Raw genomic sequence first — 18,504 nt, 5'->3', positions numbered from 1 at the left:
TCACATTGTGTCAGACTCAAGGCGAGTATCTGTGATATGGATTACTTGGAGTGATGAGAAAAGGGCCGTTCGCGAATCATGACAAACGGCCCTTTTGAGATTATGCAAATATATTACTGCAGTGAGAATGTCTTTGCGAGCTTAATAGTGGATATGAGCTCTTGAGTCTCTGAGTTTCTAATTTCAGCTTCAATTTCAATTCGAACGTCAGAGGTTTCATCATCGAGCAAGAAAGGTAATGTGACCGTTCTGGGTTCGTCAAAAGAACCCTGGAATGCAGATCTTGCGTCATAACCTTCTGGATCATAACGGAATAACACAAATCGTTTCAGTTCTTTACCATTTTGAAAAGCTCTTGCGTTTATCGGGTGCGGTGATAGGTAGGCATCTCCAATGCGCTCGCGTACGGTGCAGCTGAGGATAACTGCAGGGTTTCCTTCGAAATCAGGTACCGGCGCGGATAGCGTGTCGATGGAAATATGGCCACTAGGATCTACGCTCTGATCAGCGCGTTCTTCCGTCCCACTGCCGACAGCTGTCACATGTAGCTTCGCCAATGTATTTTCGATATCTGCTTTATAGACCGTTTGTGCGCCGATAACTCCAAAAAGTGCGAGTAGAGAAAAGATTGTGCCGACGATTGCGAAGAAGAAGCCACGTGGTTTTGGTTGTTGCTTTTGGATCGTAATCATCGCGGTGGTTCCCAACGCGAAGGATATAAGGCCAAGTACGAACATAAACAGATTCACCACAGGAATCCAGCACGTGAGAAGCGCAATGGTGCCAAGCACGAAGCTTGAAACTGCTAGTTTACTGATAGGCGGTTTGGAATCTTGTGGTATTCCACTCACAAACTCAGGGATCGTCATACTGTGCTTCCTTAATGGGGAATAGGTCAAGCTTTTTCGCGTGCGCCAGTTTCGAGTCGACTAAAATTTGTAAAAATTTTATAGGACAAGCATTAATATTGTCAAAAAGTTACGCGCGTATTAATAAATAATCAACTTATTTTATATTCGTTGAAATAAAAAACAGGCCACGGTTTATTAAGCGTAAATATTTTCACGTTTATAATGTTGTCCGCCGTAACGTATTACGTGTCTCCCCAGCGCTCTTTTCCCTCGACCTCCCGTTCTAGATTCCGTTCCTTCCCTAAACTTTCGGCTTTTCGCGTAGTGATGCTGCTCTATCGCTCACTGCAGTTCCCACCAGCACATGGTTGTGAGCAATTTAATTGTGGTGAGCGCGCAATAATTCCCACTGTTAATAATTCCCGCTCCGCGATGCGACGTTCTCGCCTTGATTGCCGAGAGCCAAGAAGCAACCAAAAACATCCCCGTTTTACGGCAGAGAAGTGCTTGCTGAAGCTTTTCGACGGCAACAGTGGCGTACAAACGACAATTATAAAAAGGATCGGTCGGAATCAAGTGTGAAGCCGAGGCTATCCCCGCGATGAAATCGCTGGATACTAATTTTGAGCAGTTCTGCTATTTCACTGACGTTGTGCTGAGATGTTGCACTGAGACGGTTTCCTGAGGCTCATTATTCCTTGGTTTGAGAAGTATGCCTTGTCTCGTAGCAGATTCAAAGCAAGTATCTGAGCTGCATGGTACTTGAGGGGAATAGAGAAAGGGCCGCTCGTGCATTATAACGAGCGACCCTTTGGGTGATTCAGTAGGTGTACTACTGCAGTGAGAATGTCTTTGTTATCTTCGTATCGGATATGAAATCAAAAGAGTTCTCAATTTCAACGTCGAGGTCGGAGGTTTCATCACTGAGCATGAAGGCCTCTGTAACGGTTGCCGTTCCGCCTGGTTGAATCTCTTGCAGTGAGGATTCCGGATTGTATCCTTCTGGGTTGTCCGTAAAGAAAACTGTCCCTTCTAGCGAAACACCATTCTGGAAAGCCTTTGTGTTAAGGGATATGACAGAGAAGTTCTCGTCCGTGTTGTTTGTCACGGTGTAGGTGAGGATAACCGCAGGTTTTCCTTCATAATTAGGAACTGGGCTAGAAAGACTCTCAATCGAGATTTGAATATCGTCTTTCTCATTCTCCGTAGTTGCTTTATCTTTCGCCTTGTCACCGGAAGCATCTGAAATCGATGGTGATCCCGCTTCGGAAAGTGCTTCTTCAAGTGCGCTTGAATATAAATGTTGCGTTCCGAGCACGCCGACAATCGCGAGTATGGAAAGAATCGTTCCGGCAATCGCGAATGCGAATCCGCGGCGCTTGGTGTGCTTCTTCTTCGTGACTATGACTGCTGCGATTCCGAGCCCAAGAGAAACGAGGGCGAGAATGAAAATGAGATTATTGACAATAGGAATCCAGAACGTTGAAAGAGCGATGATGCCAATGACAAAACTTGCAATCGCTAATGCGCTGAGCGGAAGTGAAGATTGCTGCGATTCTTCGTTAACGGATTCTAGCGGGGGGGGGGTAGCCATAATACGCTTCCTTATAATTGAAATCGATCGAGTTTTCTCGACTTTGCCGATGTTGGAATTACAAAAAATTCACACAGATTTTATAGTGTAAGCATTGAAAATGTCAAAAAATGATGAGCGTATTACATGGATAATAACTCATTTTGGATCCGGTAAAAAAGAACGGACCAACGCATATTAATTGTAAATAACTTAAGGATTATATTTATTGATCGTTATCAAATATTGAATGGAATTGCTGCCAGCAGCAGTCAAAGATGAGTTTGATTGGATTGGCGAGTATGAAGGCAAAAGCAATGCCTTGTGTTTTGCTTACATGGTCCTCTGTTTGATCGGTAGCCGTAGAGTGCGGTGCGATTCGATGGCGTAACAGAAGTGCGCCTTTATGGCTTCGAGATAATCCTATCTACCTTGCGCGCATACCATTGATCTGCATAGTGATACTGAAAAGAGAATCGATCGCTTCGATAACGCCAACGATCTAAAGTTCTGCTCTATATCTGGTGCCGCTGTCTGCTTCAGCGGGGTCCAAAGCATAGGTATAAGGTGTGTACGTGGGATCGATCAATCAGCTGGAAAGCACTATTAGTGCCGAACAGTGGTTGTATTTTCTGTGCGATTTCGTAGACCAGGTGGTGTATTTCCACTTAGGCCGCGGTCCAGAAAACATCGAGCGACAAAGCTTCTTTGCTCTTGACGACGCCGAGCGCCGCCGTGGACTACGAGTGTTAGAATTGCCGCAAAATAACGATATCGGCAAGATCCATACCAAAAAGCAACTGCTTCTCGACGCAGGTATCTCCTTGCTCAATCTCAATTTTCCCTATACCGGCCATGAAGTTTTCAAGAATCTTTGTCCGATCTACCAGCTGGCACAACAACTGCGTTCACAGGCGTGAACGGCGCAGGGGGGGGGGCAATATTGCCACGATTGCCCTGTGATCTGATTGCTCGAGAATCGGAGAAATGATTCAGATGTAATGAAGAAATCAATACAGCGATCTTGCTCTAGAACTGGCTAACTCTACCCTGTAAGATTGAAAAAATGTGAGTATCGCATAAGCAATATGTTAAACCCAATAAGCAATGGGTGAAACTAACTGTACTAAATACGTCCATTAAAACTTCAGTAAACGCTGAAGATTGTCCACTATCGAATGAGTGAAAAATGACCGAAATATTACAAAAAATTCCACACACGACGCCAGACTTCACCAGCGACGCGGCAGCAAAGCTTGCTGATCTGTTTCCTGAAGCAATAGCTGATGGAAAGATCAATCTTGACATCATTAAAACTATTCTTGGCAGTGACGTCGAAGATACTAAGGAGCGGTTCGGGCTCACTTGGCAGGGTAAAGCCCAAGCTATTCGCGCTGCTCAAAGTCCGACAACAGCCACTCTCGCACCGGACTATGAAAATTCTGTTGATTGGGATACTACGCAAAACGTCTTCATTGAGGGTGACAATCTCGAAGTATTGAAGATCTTGCAAAAGCATTACTACGGGCAGATCAAGATGATTTACATTGACCCGCCCTATAACACCGGTAACGACTTTGTTTATCAAGATGATTACAAGGATGGCATTGGTGCTTACTTGGAAATGACAGGGCAAGCCGATGAAAGTGGAAGGCTCTCAACGAATCAGGAATCAGCTGGGCGTTTCCATTCTAATTGGCTCAATATGATGTATCCGCGTCTGAAACTTGCACGAAACCTACTACGTGAAGATGGGGTAATCTTTATTTCGATTGATAATCATGAGCTGACAAATCTGACTTCATTGTGTAACCAAATTTTTGGAGAGTCGAATCATCTCAATACTTTTACTTGGGTTTCGAATCTCAAAGGTCGACAAATTTCTAAATCTGGGGCGGCTGTAACTAAGGAATATATCCTGTGTTATGCGCGATCTGCACAATTCGTACCTGAGTTTAAGGCGTCGAGTGAGGAACTTAAACGGCTTATGCCAGATACATATAAGGGCTTCAACTATGAAATTCTAAAAGATGCGAAAAGCCCCTTTGTTATCAAGAACGAGTTATACAATACCAATCCCGCATTTAATGAAGAAACTCGACCGAATCTCGTTTTTGATATCTACTTCAACCCCGAAACTGGTGAAGTAAAAACCGAAGAAGTATCTGACAGCCACCTTCATGCAGATTTCGTAAAGATCTCTCCGCACACTAATAGTAATGGCAAGCACAAATACCATGCTTTCCGATGGAGTAGAGAGAAGATTGCGCGTGAGACTGACGACTTATATTTCGTTCGAAAGTCTGAAAGCTGGAAAGTGTACACCAAGGTAAGAGACATAGACGGGACCATTGTTAAAGATTTGATCACTGGTCTTTCTACGAGCACTGGTAGTACAGACATTACGAAACTAGGAATGGCATCATCACTGTTTGACTATCCGAAACCAGTTGCTCTTATTAAACTCCTAGTATCGTTGATCGCTACCGATCATGACATAGTTTTGGACTTCTTCGCGGGCTCGGGTACCACTGCACACGCGGTTATGCAATTGAACGCTGAAGATGGTGGTACTCGTCGATGCATTTCGGTGCAATTACCTGAATCTACACCTGAGAAGTCTGAAGCACGTAAGGCTGGATTCGAGACAATTTCAGAGATTACTCGTGAGCGTATTCGTCGTGCGGGCAAGAAGATTCTCGAAGATGAATCCAGCAAGTTGGATGGGCGTGCAGATTCCCTCGATGTGGGTTTCCGTGCGTACAAACTTGTAGATACGAATTTCACAAAGTGGAAAGCAGATTCCACGCTCTCAGAAAACGAACTTGTCGATTTATTTGCGAAGTTGGGTGACTCAGCTGACGATAATGCCCGTCCAGAGGCACTGTTGACTGAGCTTTTATTAAAGCTTGGCTTCTCCTTGTCAGAGAAGATCGATACCGTTGAGATCGCAGGTCTGAATGTGTTCAAGATTGCTGATAACTCGGTAATTGCATATATGGATGAGCATACTAAGCCAACCTTGGATCAGATGCGTGCGCTGGTGGCATGTGAGCCCGTATGGTTAGTGATCCTCGAGGATTGCTTCTCTGGCGATGATGAGCTGAAGACCAATCTGAAACAAGAATGTGATACTCACGATGTCAAGTTGCGGACAGCGTAAGGCAGGATCAACATAATGCGTTTCCAATTTGACCCGAGTCAGCCTTACCAAACCAATGCTATTGCGGCTGTAACAGATTTATTTGATGGTCAGCCAGCTGATACAAACCAGCTAGTGACCACGTTGTCGCAAGTTGATGTGAACTCATCACTTGTGTTCCCGAATTTTGACGATGGATTGGACATCTCTATCGAGATGGGTGTGTATGAGAACAAGTTAATTCTCAACGAAGACACCATCTTGAACAATCTACGTCGTATTCAAGATCGAAACGGTCTTGAAATTAACGATACTCTCGTTGATGGTCTGCAGTTCGATATCGAAATGGAGACAGGTACCGGCAAAACCTATGTGTACCTGCGTACTGCCTTTGAACTAGCTGCGAAGTACAAGTTCAATAAGTTCATCATTTTGGTTCCGTCAGTTGCGATTAGAGAAGGCGTCAAAACTAGCATTCAGCTGATGCAACAACATTTCCGTCAGCTATACCCAGAGATCAACATGGACTATACCGTCTACTCTGGTGATAGAGCTGAGGAAGTACGGGATTTCGCGACGGCGACGTCCTTGCAGTTTATGGTGATGACTATTGATGCGATCAGAGGTGATAAAAACACCCGCATTATGTACCAGCAACGAGATTCGCTTTCCGGGTTACGTCCGTTGGATTTGCTTCAAGCTACGCGGCCGATTGTAATCATGGACGAACCACAGAATATGGAATCGTTACTCGCGAAGTCTGCTGTGTCCGAACTGCGCCCGATGTGTACTTTGAGATACTCGGCTACGCATCGCACAAAGCGTAACGTTGTCTATCGCCTTGATCCGCTTGATGCGCACCGCCTTGGACTTGTAAAAAAGATTGTCGTTTCAGATATCCAAGAGATTGGTGGCGCAGCTAAGCCGTATGTGAAACTTCTTGAAGTCAAGCGTGACTCAACTTTTAAAGCACGCCTAGAGTTGATGTGCCGTAAGAAAGATGGTTCGTACATCAAGCGGAAAGTTAATGCAACGCAGGGCGCGGATTTGGAAAAACTTTCTGGTGGTAACCCAGCATATGCGGGTAACTGGAGAATTAACGAAATTAGCGTGCTACCTGAGCAGATCGAGTTGAACAATTATGGAATCTTGCGGGTAGGGGAAGTAGTCGGTGGAAATCAAGATGCTATTTTCGAGGCAATGATCCGCGAGACTATACGTGAGCACATTCGTAAAGAAACACAAGTCCATTCCCAAGGAATTAAGGTTTTGTCGTTGTTCTTCATCGATAAGGTGAGCTCTTACCTAGGTGAGGGAATGAACAATCTAGATGCAAACGGTAATTTTGCAACCTGGTTTGACACTATTTATCAAGAAGAACGAGCGAAACAACCTGACTCACACACCTTCTTACCTGTGAATCCGATTGAAGCGCGCTCCGGCTACTTCGCTCAGATGAAGAGCGGAAAAGGCAAAGCTGCGCAGCTTACATTCAAGGACTCTTCGGGCAAAACAAAAGCTGATGATGATGCCTATGAATTAATTATGAAGGATAAGGCCCGATTGTTGAGTATGGATGAGCCAGTGCGGTTCATCTTCTCTCACTCAGCGCTTCGCGAAGGGTGGGATAACCCGAATGTGTTCCAGATCTGCCCTTTGCGAGAAATGTCTACAGATACAGAACGCCGTCAGACGATCGGGCGCGGTTTGCGGCTACCTGTCAACCAAAAGGGTGAACGTCTCAAAGATGCGGGGCTTGCACAGTTAACAGTTGTGTCGTCAGAATCGTATGCGGCATTCGCCGCTGCACTCCAAGAAGAATATAGAAGTGCCGGTGTCATCATTGGGCGTGTACGTAAAACTGAGTTCGCTGAATTGTCCTTTATCGAAGATGGTAAAGAAACCTGTTTAGGTACGAGTCGTTCCGTAGAAATCTGGGAATCGTTATATACGAGAGGTTATATCAACGAAGACGGTGAAGTTTTGGGCACCTGGAAACCGAATCAAATCGGTTTTACGCTCGGATTGCCTGAACAGTATGCAAACTATGAACAAGCAGTAATTGATAAGGTGGAGCATTGCAAGAATACATCAATCACCAAAAATAAAGGTGCGCGTGTATCTCCAGCCCTCAACAAGCAGATGTATATAACCCCTGAGTTTGAGAAGTTCTGGGAAAAGATCACCGCGCGTACAACCTATCATGTGAGCTTTGATCGTACTGATTTGGTACAGCGGTGTGTGACGCGCATCAAGGAAGCTCCATCAATTGAGCCGATTCGCATCCAGCTTACTCGCACAGGATTGGATTTCACACGTGGTGGTTCGAAAGATTCTGTTCTGGGGTTACGGGATGAGAAACTTAATGAATCCTTTCCGCTGCCCGATATTATCGTACAACTCCAGGAGTCAACCAAGCTTACCCGTAAAACGATTATCGAGATTCTACTAAAGTCGAATCGTTTAGGTGACTTCCTTAAAAATCCAAATGACTACATCAAGATGGTCACCGAATCCATCCAAAATGAGCTTGCATATACCATCATCGATGGGATCCAATATGAGCCGATTGGCGGTAGTATTTACGAGCTTCGTGAGCTAAAAAACGATACGGACACGAAGAAGGACTATTTTAGCGATCAACTCTATGAGGTGACCAATACGGAAAAGACCGATTTCGATCGTGTGTGTTGCGAATCTGATGTGGAAAAACAATTTGCTGCTTATCTCGATAGCCGTGAGGATATCAAACTCTTCATGAAACTGCCCGATAAGTTCCTTATTCCTACTCCCGTTGGGAACTACAACCCAGACTGGGCTATTGTCAAAAATGAAGACGGTATTGAATCCCTATATTTGGTGCGTGAGACGAAGTCCACCCAAGACCCTTCAAAGCGCCGTCCAAAAGAGAACGCGAAGATCAAGTCAGCGATAAAACACTTCGAAGCGATTGGACTGGACTATAAAGTGTCTACGCCGGACCGATGGGAACTCTGAGAGAAGTATCTAAGATGCAGTACATCAATGATTATCAAGCCAAACTTTATGCTCATGAACTTGAACGTTCCTACGCATCTGATCACGTAGGTAAGCTAGCAGGATTGCTCTTCGACGCTCAGGTTGAACCTAAACCGCACCAGATTGATGCAGCATTATTCGCACTGCAGACTCCATTTTTGGATGGCGTAATCCTTGCTGATGAAGTTGGATTGGGTAAAACTATTGAGGCTGGAATCGTCATCTCCCAGTATTGGGCGCAAAGAAACCGGAAGATACTGATCATTGCACCATCTTCATTGCGTCAGCAATGGAAGCAAGAACTCGATGAGAAGTTTGCCTTGCCTTCAGAGCTTTTGGATCGGACAAATATTGAAGATTTGACAGGTTCCACTGCGAAAGATCAGATTTTGATTTGTTCTTATGAGTTCGCTAACTCACAAACCGCAAAGCTGACTCGCTCTTGGGATCTTGTGGTATGCGATGAAGCTCATCGATTGCGTTCCTATTGGACAGGGCAAGCGAAAATTGCGGCCAACGTGGCACGTATTTGTAAGGGATCGTCAAAAACGGTGATGCTTACTGCAACACCGTTACAAAATCGCCTTGAAGAACTCTACGGGCTCGTGAGTGTGTTTTCGCCAGATTATTTTCACTCGATTGAGGCTTTCAAAGAACGCTACCTTGATAACGCTGAGGGGATTGGTAACGATGATCTCAGTCAACGTGTTGCGCTGATTGCGAAGCGGACGTTACGCAAAGATGCACACAAGTATATTCGTTTTACCGAGCGTATGCCGCTGACGATAGCGTTCACTCCGAGCGCGGACGAAACTGAGCTGTATGAGAAGATTAATGAGTATTTGCAACGGCCATTTTTATGGGCATTCGCTAAGTCTCAACGACATCTCTCTGCGCTGGTTATGCGCAAACGTTTAGGCTCCTCATCCTATGCGATTGCATCTACTCTCGAAAAAACTGCTGACCGTCTTGACGTCGAAATACAGGCAGGACATCGGCGTAATGATGCAGGTAGTATTATTGCTGATCTTGACGTAACCAGCGAAGTTAAAGAGGAAGCAGAAAACACTCCTGTTGCAGCGGAAGCTCTCCGCTCAGGACAAAAACAAGCCATGCTTGACGAAGTTAAGGAATTACGTGAGTATGCTCGTTTTGCGCGATCCATTACTGTAAACCAGAAAGCCTTGAAGCTTATCGATGCGCTCGAACAAGGGTTCGCGAAACTTCGTGAAATTGGAGCACGTGAAAAAGCGATTATCTTCACCGACTCCACTGTTACACAGGAATACCTTGCGCGCACACTAACAGAGGCTGGTTGGGGAGAAGGGCTTGTGCTCTTCAATGGCACAAACACCAGTGCTGATGCTACTGCGATTTACAAAAAGTGGCTGAAAGACAATAAGGGTGGAGACATCATAACCGGTATTCAGGCAGCTGATCGTCGTAAAGCTCTTGTAGATGAATTCCGTGAACGTGGACGTGTCATGATCGCCACTGAAGCTGCAGCTGAAGGTATTAACCTGCAATTCTGTTCGATGCTTATCAACTACGATCTGCCGTGGAATCCACAACGTATTGAACAGCGAATTGGACGAGTTCATCGCTTTGGACAAAAACACAATGTGATCGTGGTGAACTTCTCGAATAAAGGTAATCTCGCAGAAGAACGCATCTTGGAACTGCTGACCGAAAAGTTCCAGCTGTTCACATCTGTGTTCGGTGCATCGGATGAGGTACTTGGCCAGATTGAAGACGGCTTAGATTTTGAGAGGATGATTGCGAGCATCTTAGATAACTGCAAGACAGCTGCTGAGATAGATGCTGCTTTCAATGAGCTTGAAGCGAAATATGCGAAACAGATCGATCGAGAAATGAAGAAAACTCGAGCCAAAGTCTTCGACAATCTCGATCCGAAGGTGCGCGATAAACTCAAATCCTATGACGCGCAAACCGGTGTTGTGCTTAACGCCTTTGAACGACTCCTGATTAATGTTACGCGCCATGAACTTGCGTCTCACGCCAGCTTTAATGCCTCTGGTACACAGTTCACGTTACATGAGTCGCCCGCGAGTGGTATTCCTACAGGAGATTATTATTTCAAGTCTGAATCTCGTAAAAGCGCTCATCAATATCGCTATGCAAGTGATCTCTGTACGTGGGTGATTGCCAATGCAAAGAACCATCAAACACCTCCTGCGCGAATTGTATTCGACGTGAATCATGCCGAACGAGCTACTGCTGTGGTGAAAAAGCTCCGACGGAAAAAGGGGAGGGTTCGGATCGAAGAAGTCACGTTCCAAATGCGAGTTGGTAAACAAAATCTCCAAGAATCGTATTTGTTGACTGCTGGTTTTCTTGATGATGGTACTCCAATGGATCAAGAACAAATTCGTGATCTTTTCGATCTTAACAGTGTCACCATCACACCAGACTTGGTTGATGATACTGGATTCGAAGCTGCTATTATCTCCCAACTTGAGCAGATTAATGAGGAAGTTACGAACCGCAACTCTGCTTTCTTGCTCCAACAAGAAGCTCTTATCGACGCTGCTCGGCTTGACCTTAGAGCGAAGTTTGATGCCAAGATTCGTGAATATCAAGCAAAAGAAGTTGCTGCAAACAAAGCTGCTCGAAAGGCCATGAGCGCCGTGGAAGAAATTAAACTCAAGCAGGAAGCACGGCAATGGCGACGTAAAATCGATGATGCTGAAGACGAGTTCCGTAGCGAACGTAACCGTCTTCGTGATGAATCCGAGCAATATCTAGACAGCGCTTACAATGCCGCCAAGGCTATTGAAAAACGTCGAGAGATCTTCACTATTAACTGGGAATTAAACTGAGGATATACGTTACCGCGTAAGACGTAACAAATGACTAGCGCCAGAATTAGCACAAGAAATTTTGTGTTTATTCTGGCGCTACGATGTTTACTGTGGAAAATCGCTTAGCGAAACAAGAAAACTAATTTTCAGAAATGTTTTTTCCAAACATTCAGGAACACTTCTCTACTCTGAGCCCATGAGGTATTGGATACCAGGCGTCTACTCTAGGCCAATGCATAAATGAAAAGAGCATTCACATCGTATTGTTGCCCACCATACGATGCGATGATGGTGTGAGCAGCTTTTGATATTGGGCATAAGCAGTGCAACATCAGGCTGTGAGTACAATTTTGGCGAATTACGATCACCAACAAAGTTTCACCAACCGGAGCCACACAAACGCGCGAAGAACTCAATCAATAGAATGAAAGTAATTCATACCTATTACTTATATAATCAATGATATGTTTTTCGGGGGTATGGAAAACACATCACCTTGTAACCCATCTACAGCTTAGGCTATCTTTAGTGATGTAAGTTAAGGCAAGCCTTATTTTCTGATGAGGTTTAAGGCTTCGTTACACACATTACATAGTTCACCTAAAACCACTTCCAAGAAGAAATCCATTGGAGATTTTTGCTATGAACAAGAAGTATCGTATTCCTGTCCTGATGCTCACCACCGCACTGGCGTTTTCTGGTGCAGCAGTTGTATCCCCAATTGCACCAATTACCGGTTTTCTAGCTGTGTCGTCTGCGGCAACGGCTGCTGAAATTCCAGCAGACAAGTTGCTGCTCGGTGCGCCTGATGATGCACAGCAGTGGGCTGGGCAGTATCAGTCGTTGTCACGTATCGAGCGAGTTCGTCACTATTATGCGTTGGCTGGTGCAGCTGGAGTCAATGCGATCGATGCCTCTAGCTATCCATATGGTTGGGCAGGTCGCTCCCTTGCTGAACAAGCACAATACTTGGCACAAGCGCGTGTTGCAGTAACGCTTCTGCAAGCATCCAACTATCCAAATGCACGTGCTATTGATGTGGAACAAGTAGGTGTGACTCCAGAAGCCTCCGCTGCTGCAAAGGAATTATTCGCAGCAGCAACAGCAACTCTGCAAGAGCGTGCTACAGCTGAACAGGATTCTGCTGTTCGTAGTAAGTTGAATGATTTCAAAGACTATATTTGGTATGCCAATAGTGGTATTAATGCTGCGATCGCAGGTACGAAGCCATACGATTCATCGCCGTTCGCTGTGCTGAACTATGGCATTACAAACGAAACCTACCTCAATAAAAACCGCGGCGAATCTGGCGTCACCGATGAAGACCTGAACAATGTGGTGATTACGAATGTCGAATTTAGTCGAGATGCAGTAGCTGACAAGGTTGCAGAAGCAGCTCAACAGGCAGCTACGAACAGCACTGAAACGAAAGCGAAGCTTGCTGAGGCATTCGGTAATGTGAACCAGAAGGATGCAGCTCCTGCTGGCCCAACCCCTGAAGAGCTGAATGCTGCATATAACGAAGCATACGCTGCGATTTCTAGTGCTGAAGATATTGTCACGAACTATGAAGGTCGTGCTGACAGTGCAGATTTGCAAGAACTCGCTAAAATTCGTGAAGCTGCAGCTAACTTGACCAATCAGATCCGCGAGCTGAAAGAGGCTGGTAACCTCGCTGAACTTCAAGCAAAGAAAGCTGAAGCAGAGGCATTGAAGACTCGTGCTGAGGCTATCAAGACCAAGATCGATAATAAGCCAGATGTTGCTCCGGTGATCGAGCGTCTTGATGCTGTATTGGCAAAGCAACAGGAAGCACTGAAGATTGCTGAAACAAAAGATCCAGCTGCTGCAGCGGAACTGAAGAAGAAGCTGCTAACTTTGACTGATCGCGTTGCTGCAGTCAAGGCTACTTTGCAACGGATCACGACCAACCAGCAGCTGAGTGTGATTGTTCCAAACGTTGCCACAATCGAGAGCGAAGTTGCTGATTGGAAGGCTAAAGTTGAAGCTTTGGCGGATAAGACCGAAGAAACCACTACTTCTCAAACTTCCACGCCTTCTGAACCAAGCAAGACCAGCGAGCCATCGAAGCCTTCTGAACCAAGCAAGACGAGCACGCCAGTAAAGCCTACTGAACCAAGCAAGCCAGTATACCCAGTTGAAGATGCTCGTACCTTCCGCATCGCAACTGTGATTGTGCTGCTGTTCTCCTTGCTCTCACAACTGCTCGGTTTTGCATACTTGTTCAAGCATGTACCACCAATGCTGCGTCGATAAGCCTGTAGCATAAACTGCGTAGAGCCCTCCTGTAATTTTTCATTGCAGGAGGGCTGTTCTATGCGCAAGAATATTGCCATCCTCAATCAATGTTTGTCACAATAGACGAATGGATGATATTGATCGCGCAATTATTCGTGAATTGCAAAAAGATGGCCGTTTGAGTAATCAAGAGCTAGCGAAGCTTGTCAATCTCACACCCGCGCCCTGTTTGCGCCGAGTGCGTCGGCTTGAGGAAGCCGGTGTGATTAAGGGCTATCGCGCGGTAGTCGACCCCAAGCTACTAGGGGAAGGCTTTGAGGTGATCGTCCATGCTGATGTGGGCAAAAACGATGGTCCGGCGATTGCTGATTTTGAATGTCGCGTGGCAGCGATGCCGGAAGTGATTGAACTTCGTCGCATGTTTTCGCGTCCGGATTATTTTATTCGAGTTCGTGTTCGCGATGCTGCCGCTTATGAGCAATGGTTAACGCAAACGCTGCTGGGTAATCAAGGCGTGGTGCGAGTGGATTCTCGCATTACGATGAAAGTCATTAAGGCACTCGATTAGACGACGGCAGGGGAGTAGTGGGCTTGACGTGCTGGAACCTACCAGCTTGAACCTGCCGCACCTCAAGCAGTCGCTTGCCGCATCCTACCCGCGCGCCGCTGCATCAATGACATGCAGATCATCCGGGAGTTGTACAAAGACTTGGCTGCCTACTTCATATGCTGGGGCACCCAATACACGCGCTTGCAATTGCGTGTTATCGGTGCAGGTCACCGAGTAAATCGTGGAATGTCCAAGATATTCTCGCGCTGTCACCGTTGCCGGCATTGCAGTCGGGGTAGAAATAAGCTGCACATGCTCAGGGCGCACCACCGTCCCATCTGCCAAAATCGCACATTCGCCTAAAAATTTTGCGACCCACGCCGTTGCCGGAGCATTGTACACCTGGGTTGGCGTGCCTATTTGTTCTAAAACTCCATCGTGCAACAGCGCCACCTGATCCGCGATCGACAACGCTTCGTCTTGATCGTGGGTCACTAACACTGCCGTTGTGCACGCCTTTTGCAAAATTTCTGTCAGATCTGCCCGAACTTGGCTGCGCAAGCCTGCATCAAGGGCTGAAAACGGCTCGTCGAGAAGCACGAGGTTCGGACTCGGCGCTAATGCTCGAGCCAGAGCCACGCGCTGAGCCTGCCCGCCAGAAAGCTCGGATGGTTTGCGGTCGGCAAAGTCTTCAAGCTGCACCAATTTCAACATTTCGGCAACTCTTTCGCGCCGATGAGCGTGACGATGCAGCCCAAATCCTATATTCCCGGCCACCGTCAAATGCGGAAATAGTGCAGCATCTTGCGGCACCAATCCAATATGCCGTTTTTCTGGCGGAACATGCACACCGGCTGTGGCAATCACAGTTCCATCAACTTCAATGGTGCCACTGGTAGCCTGCTTTAAACCCGCCAGGATTCTCAGAAGCGTGGTTTTTCCGCAACCGCTCGGCCCAACAACCGCTAACAACTCGCCGCGAGTAACAGCAAGCGAAATATTCTGCAGCACTGGCCGGCGCTCATCTGCATAGTGAGCGACAAGATCTGTAATACGCAATGCATCATTCACGGCATTAACCTTCCGAGCTAGGAGTTTGTGCTAGCAGCAGTGCTGGAATAGCGGCAACGCCAATTAACATCAATGAATAAGGAGCCGCTGCACCATAGGCATTGATGTCATTGAGTTGCCACAAGCGAGTTGCCAGGGTATCGACGCCAATCGGGCGCAACATTAATGTTGCGGGCAATTCTTTCATAACGGTAACCGCTACGATAAGTGTGCCGGCTGCAATGCCCGGCCACGAAAGATGCGCAGTTACTCGCCACCACACAGAAAGTGGTGAAGCGCCAAGACTACGCGCAGCGTCATGCAAACTGGCTGGGACCTGCGCTAATGCAGTACGAGTACTGCCTACCGCCTTGGCACAAAACATTAAGGAATACGCGATCACCAGCAACGGCAATGTTTGATACAACCCTGGTACAAATTTCAGTGCCATATAAACCATCGCCAAGCCCACCACAATGCCTGGTAGCCCATGACCTAAATAGGTAAAAGTTTCGAGTGTGCGCAATAGTTTCGTTGATCTCTGCGATAGAAGAATACTAATCGGTAATGCCAGCAGCAGCGCACCAAAAGCTGCGCACAACCCTAAGCCTAGCGTCACACCTGCTGCTGTAAGCATCCGTAAATATTCAGCATGTGGTTCGGCAAGACTTGCCGTAAAACGCATCAAGATATCAACCACAGGCAGACCAACGCTGAGTCCAAAAACAACTGCCAACCAGAATATGGCACTTACGGTGACGAATCTGGAGCGTACTGGTGGAGCTGTGGCAACATGGATACGAAAGCGCTGCGTTGGTGCGCGAAGGACTCGTTCAACACCAATAATAAGCAATGCGAATACCGCTAAAATTGCGGACAATACAATTGCAAGAGAGCGATTAAAACTGCCAGAAAAAGCTGCTTGCACACCAATGGTGAGTGTTTGGTAGCGCATGATCGAAACCACGCCATATTCGGCAACACAGTAGAGGGCGACGAGTAGGGCTCCCGAAGCAGCAGCTGGAATAACTTGTGGCAGCGTGGCGGTGCAAAACGCGCGAAACCGACCGTATCCTAGGCATCGTGCAACGTCCTCGAGGCTGGGATCACTGCGTCGTAAAGCTGCAACGGTAGGAAGCGTAATATATGGCGCGGTTGATAGCACGAGAACCACCCAGGAACCTGAAAGTCCGCGCAGGTCAGTAAGGGTAACCCAGGATAATCCTGCAACAAATGAGGGAATCGCCAGCGGTAATGTGGCAGCGATCCACCAAAATTTCATCAGCGGTAGTCGGATGCGCGTGAGTATAAGCGCGGTGGTCAGGCCCAGAAGGAGACTGCCGACGGTGACAGTCAACACCAAAATGGCGGTGTTGGAGAGAACTACGAGTGTTTGCGGCCGTTGAAACACTCGCGTGATGGATTCGATCGGCGCAGAAAGCAGCTCCACGCCCAAAAAGGCCAGCGGCGCTGCTGCAATGCATGCAACAACACCCGCTAGCCCTATGAGTGCAGTGTGTGGTTTCAACACGAATGATTACTTCGTGTAGGTCAAGCCAACTTCGTCGATCATCGCAGCAGACTCGTCAATGGATGACAACTTTGCCAAATCGAAATCTGGGTTCGCAGACGGATCCAATGCAGGAATACCCTCTGGACCCTCAACACCCTCGACCAATGGGAACTCGAACGTCTTGGTTGCGAAGTAGTTTTGCGCGGTTGGCGAAAGCAGGAACTTCACGAAGCTCAAAGCCTGTGGATCCTTCTCAGCATTCTTCAACACGCCAACACCGGTAACATTTACCAATGCTGCCAAGTCGCCTGGCTTGCCGTACTTCAGCTGAGCTTGCAGATTCTCGCCGCCCTTTTCAGCAGCTGCGCTGAACCAGTAGTAGTGGTTGATCAGGCCGACTGAAATTTCGCCCTTTTCAACAGCTTCCAAAATAGGAGTGTTCTTGGCGTAAGTCTTGGCACCATTATCGACCAGCTTCTGCAGCCAGTTACGGGTGTAATCATCGCCCTTTTCCACGCGCATTGCCGTCACGAAGGAAATAAACGACGCATTCGTTGGTGCAACACCGATCTTGCCGGCCCACTTTGGATCGACCATAGCCTCGATCGTATCCGGAGCGTCAGCCTCGGTGACCTGCTCCTTGTTATAAGCAACCACGCGTGCGCGACCAGTGACGCCGACCCACTTTTGCTCAGCAGAACTATATTGCTTTGCGACGCTACCAAAAACCTCTGCAGGAAGTGGTGCAAGCAAATCCTTCTCAGCAACCAATCCGAGCGCACCAGCTTCTTGTGAGAAGAAAACCTCAGCTGGAGAGTTTTCGCCCTCGGTCAGCAGCAACTGAGCTTGCTCGGCAGTCTTGCCATAGCGAACCTCTGTCTTAATGCCGGTTTCTTTTTCAAACATCTCGATAAGTGGTGCAACAAGATCCTCGCTGCGACCAGAGTAGATGACAAGAGTGTCATCGCTGGTGTCCTTCATCGCTTCAGCTTGGGTGGATGATGCTGCTTCAGGGCTGGTCATAGCTGCTTCTGTATCGCTACTCGAAGAGCACGCAACCAATGCCGCACCAGTGGTAGTCAGTGCTAAGGCGATTGCTGGGAGGCGCATTGAAAAGCGTTTCATATCAAGATTCCTTCATATAGATAGGGTTGCCGCAATTATTAAGCGTGCCTAGCCTAACATCAATCACGAATGTGTACAACTTTTGGATGATGTGATAATCATGAAATTGTTTCGCACCTTTGTGGTGATGGTGGGGTGGTGGTTAGGGTTGTAAGGCGGTTGGAGTTGTTCGTAACTCCTTACTTGTTTAATCGTGCGACTTTAAACGGTTGCAGCTGTTGTGCTGTGGTGTGTTACGTAAATCAAACTTGTGACAAATACACTGCACATTCTTTCCTTAAAATTGTGCGCTCACCTGCAGGTTTGTGTTGTGTGTGGTGACTGTGTAAATTAGTTCGAGTCGCCGCGGCCAACGGTTGTGAGTGACAATGATGAAACAGTGTTGATTTGACATGTTGTTCATGTTCGGTTAATGTTTCATTTCACTGCCTTGTTCAGCCTGATACGGAATGTGTTTGGTTGGCGGGTATGTGAATGTTGTTTGAGAACTCAATAGTGTGCCAATGTACTTTTTATTTTTTTCAAAGTGTTATTGGGATTGTTTTACTGTTATGTGCTTTTGATTGTGGCCGGCAAGTTTTTGCTTGGCTTGTAAAATCTT

Annotated in this window: 11 protein-coding genes; 6 read left to right on the top strand and 5 right to left on the bottom strand. The window is 46.9% G+C overall.

Going from position 1 to position 18,504, the window contains the following annotated elements; translation table 11 throughout:
* Nucleotides 1-113: 113 nt before the first annotated feature.
* Together NXS99_RS05450 and NXS99_RS05445 are read right to left on the bottom strand one after the other, a co-directional pair.
* Entirely contained in the window at nt 114-869 is a 756-nt protein-coding gene (locus NXS99_RS05450) for a DUF5067 domain-containing protein (protein ID WP_259287650.1), read from the bottom strand.
* A gap of 814 nt (nt 870-1,683) precedes the next feature.
* Nucleotides 1,684-2,445 (bottom strand): DUF5067 domain-containing protein, encoded by a 762-nt coding sequence (locus tag NXS99_RS05445; RefSeq protein WP_259287649.1) that lies wholly within the window; start codon nt 2,443-2,445, stop codon nt 1,684-1,686.
* A 554-nt stretch (nt 2,446-2,999) separates the two neighbouring features.
* Between NXS99_RS05445 and NXS99_RS05440 the strand changes: the two genes are divergently transcribed.
* From NXS99_RS05440 to NXS99_RS05415, 6 genes are all read left to right on the top strand, one after another.
* A complete protein-coding gene (locus NXS99_RS05440) occupies nt 3,000-3,344 on the top strand; it encodes a hypothetical protein (protein WP_259287648.1) in 345 nt (114 codons plus the stop codon).
* 269 nt (nt 3,345-3,613) lie between these two features.
* Nucleotides 3,614-5,587, top strand: a complete 1,974-nt coding sequence (locus tag NXS99_RS05435; RefSeq protein WP_259287647.1) for a site-specific DNA-methyltransferase — start codon at nt 3,614-3,616, stop codon at nt 5,585-5,587.
* A gap of 15 nt (nt 5,588-5,602) precedes the next feature.
* Nucleotides 5,603-8,563, top strand: a complete 2,961-nt coding sequence (locus NXS99_RS05430) for a DEAD/DEAH box helicase family protein (protein WP_259287646.1) — start codon at nt 5,603-5,605, stop codon at nt 8,561-8,563.
* A complete protein-coding gene (locus tag NXS99_RS05425) occupies nt 8,551-11,424 on the top strand; it encodes a DEAD/DEAH box helicase (protein WP_259287645.1) in 2,874 nt (957 codons plus the stop codon). The genes NXS99_RS05430 and NXS99_RS05425 overlap by 13 nt, the downstream gene beginning before the upstream one ends.
* 624 nt (nt 11,425-12,048) lie before the next feature.
* The gene (locus NXS99_RS05420) at nt 12,049-13,683 is read left to right on the top strand and encodes a hypothetical protein (RefSeq protein WP_259287644.1); all 1,635 of its coding nucleotides are present in this window, start codon (nt 12,049-12,051) and stop codon (nt 13,681-13,683) included.
* A 109-nt stretch (nt 13,684-13,792) separates the two neighbouring features.
* Nucleotides 13,793-14,233: an Lrp/AsnC family transcriptional regulator gene (locus NXS99_RS05415; protein ID WP_259287643.1), complete on the top strand. Its 441-nt coding sequence runs from the start codon at nt 13,793-13,795 to the stop codon at nt 14,231-14,233.
* A gap of 84 nt (nt 14,234-14,317) precedes the next feature.
* Here the strand turns inward: NXS99_RS05415 and NXS99_RS05410 are convergent, their stop codons facing one another.
* Genes NXS99_RS05410 through NXS99_RS05400 form a run of 3 tightly spaced genes read right to left on the bottom strand, consistent with a single transcriptional unit; the run spans nt 14,318 to nt 17,903 of the window.
* A complete protein-coding gene (locus NXS99_RS05410) occupies nt 14,318-15,286 on the bottom strand; it encodes an ABC transporter ATP-binding protein (protein WP_259287642.1) in 969 nt (322 codons plus the stop codon).
* A 4-nt stretch (nt 15,287-15,290) separates the two neighbouring features.
* The gene (locus NXS99_RS05405; protein WP_259287641.1) at nt 15,291-16,796 is read right to left on the bottom strand and encodes an iron ABC transporter permease; all 1,506 of its coding nucleotides are present in this window, start codon (nt 16,794-16,796) and stop codon (nt 15,291-15,293) included.
* A 6-nt stretch (nt 16,797-16,802) separates the two neighbouring features.
* Nucleotides 16,803-17,903 (bottom strand): iron ABC transporter substrate-binding protein, encoded by a 1,101-nt coding sequence (locus tag NXS99_RS05400; protein WP_259287640.1) that lies wholly within the window; start codon nt 17,901-17,903, stop codon nt 16,803-16,805.
* Nucleotides 17,904-18,504 lie beyond the last annotated feature (601 nt).

Source organism: Corynebacterium sp. HS2168-gen11 (genome assembly GCF_024834075.1).
Classification (GTDB): Bacteria; Actinomycetota; Actinomycetes; order Mycobacteriales; family Mycobacteriaceae; genus Corynebacterium.
Note: the sequence above shows the minus strand (reverse complement) of the source record. Positions and strands in the feature narration are given on the sequence as shown.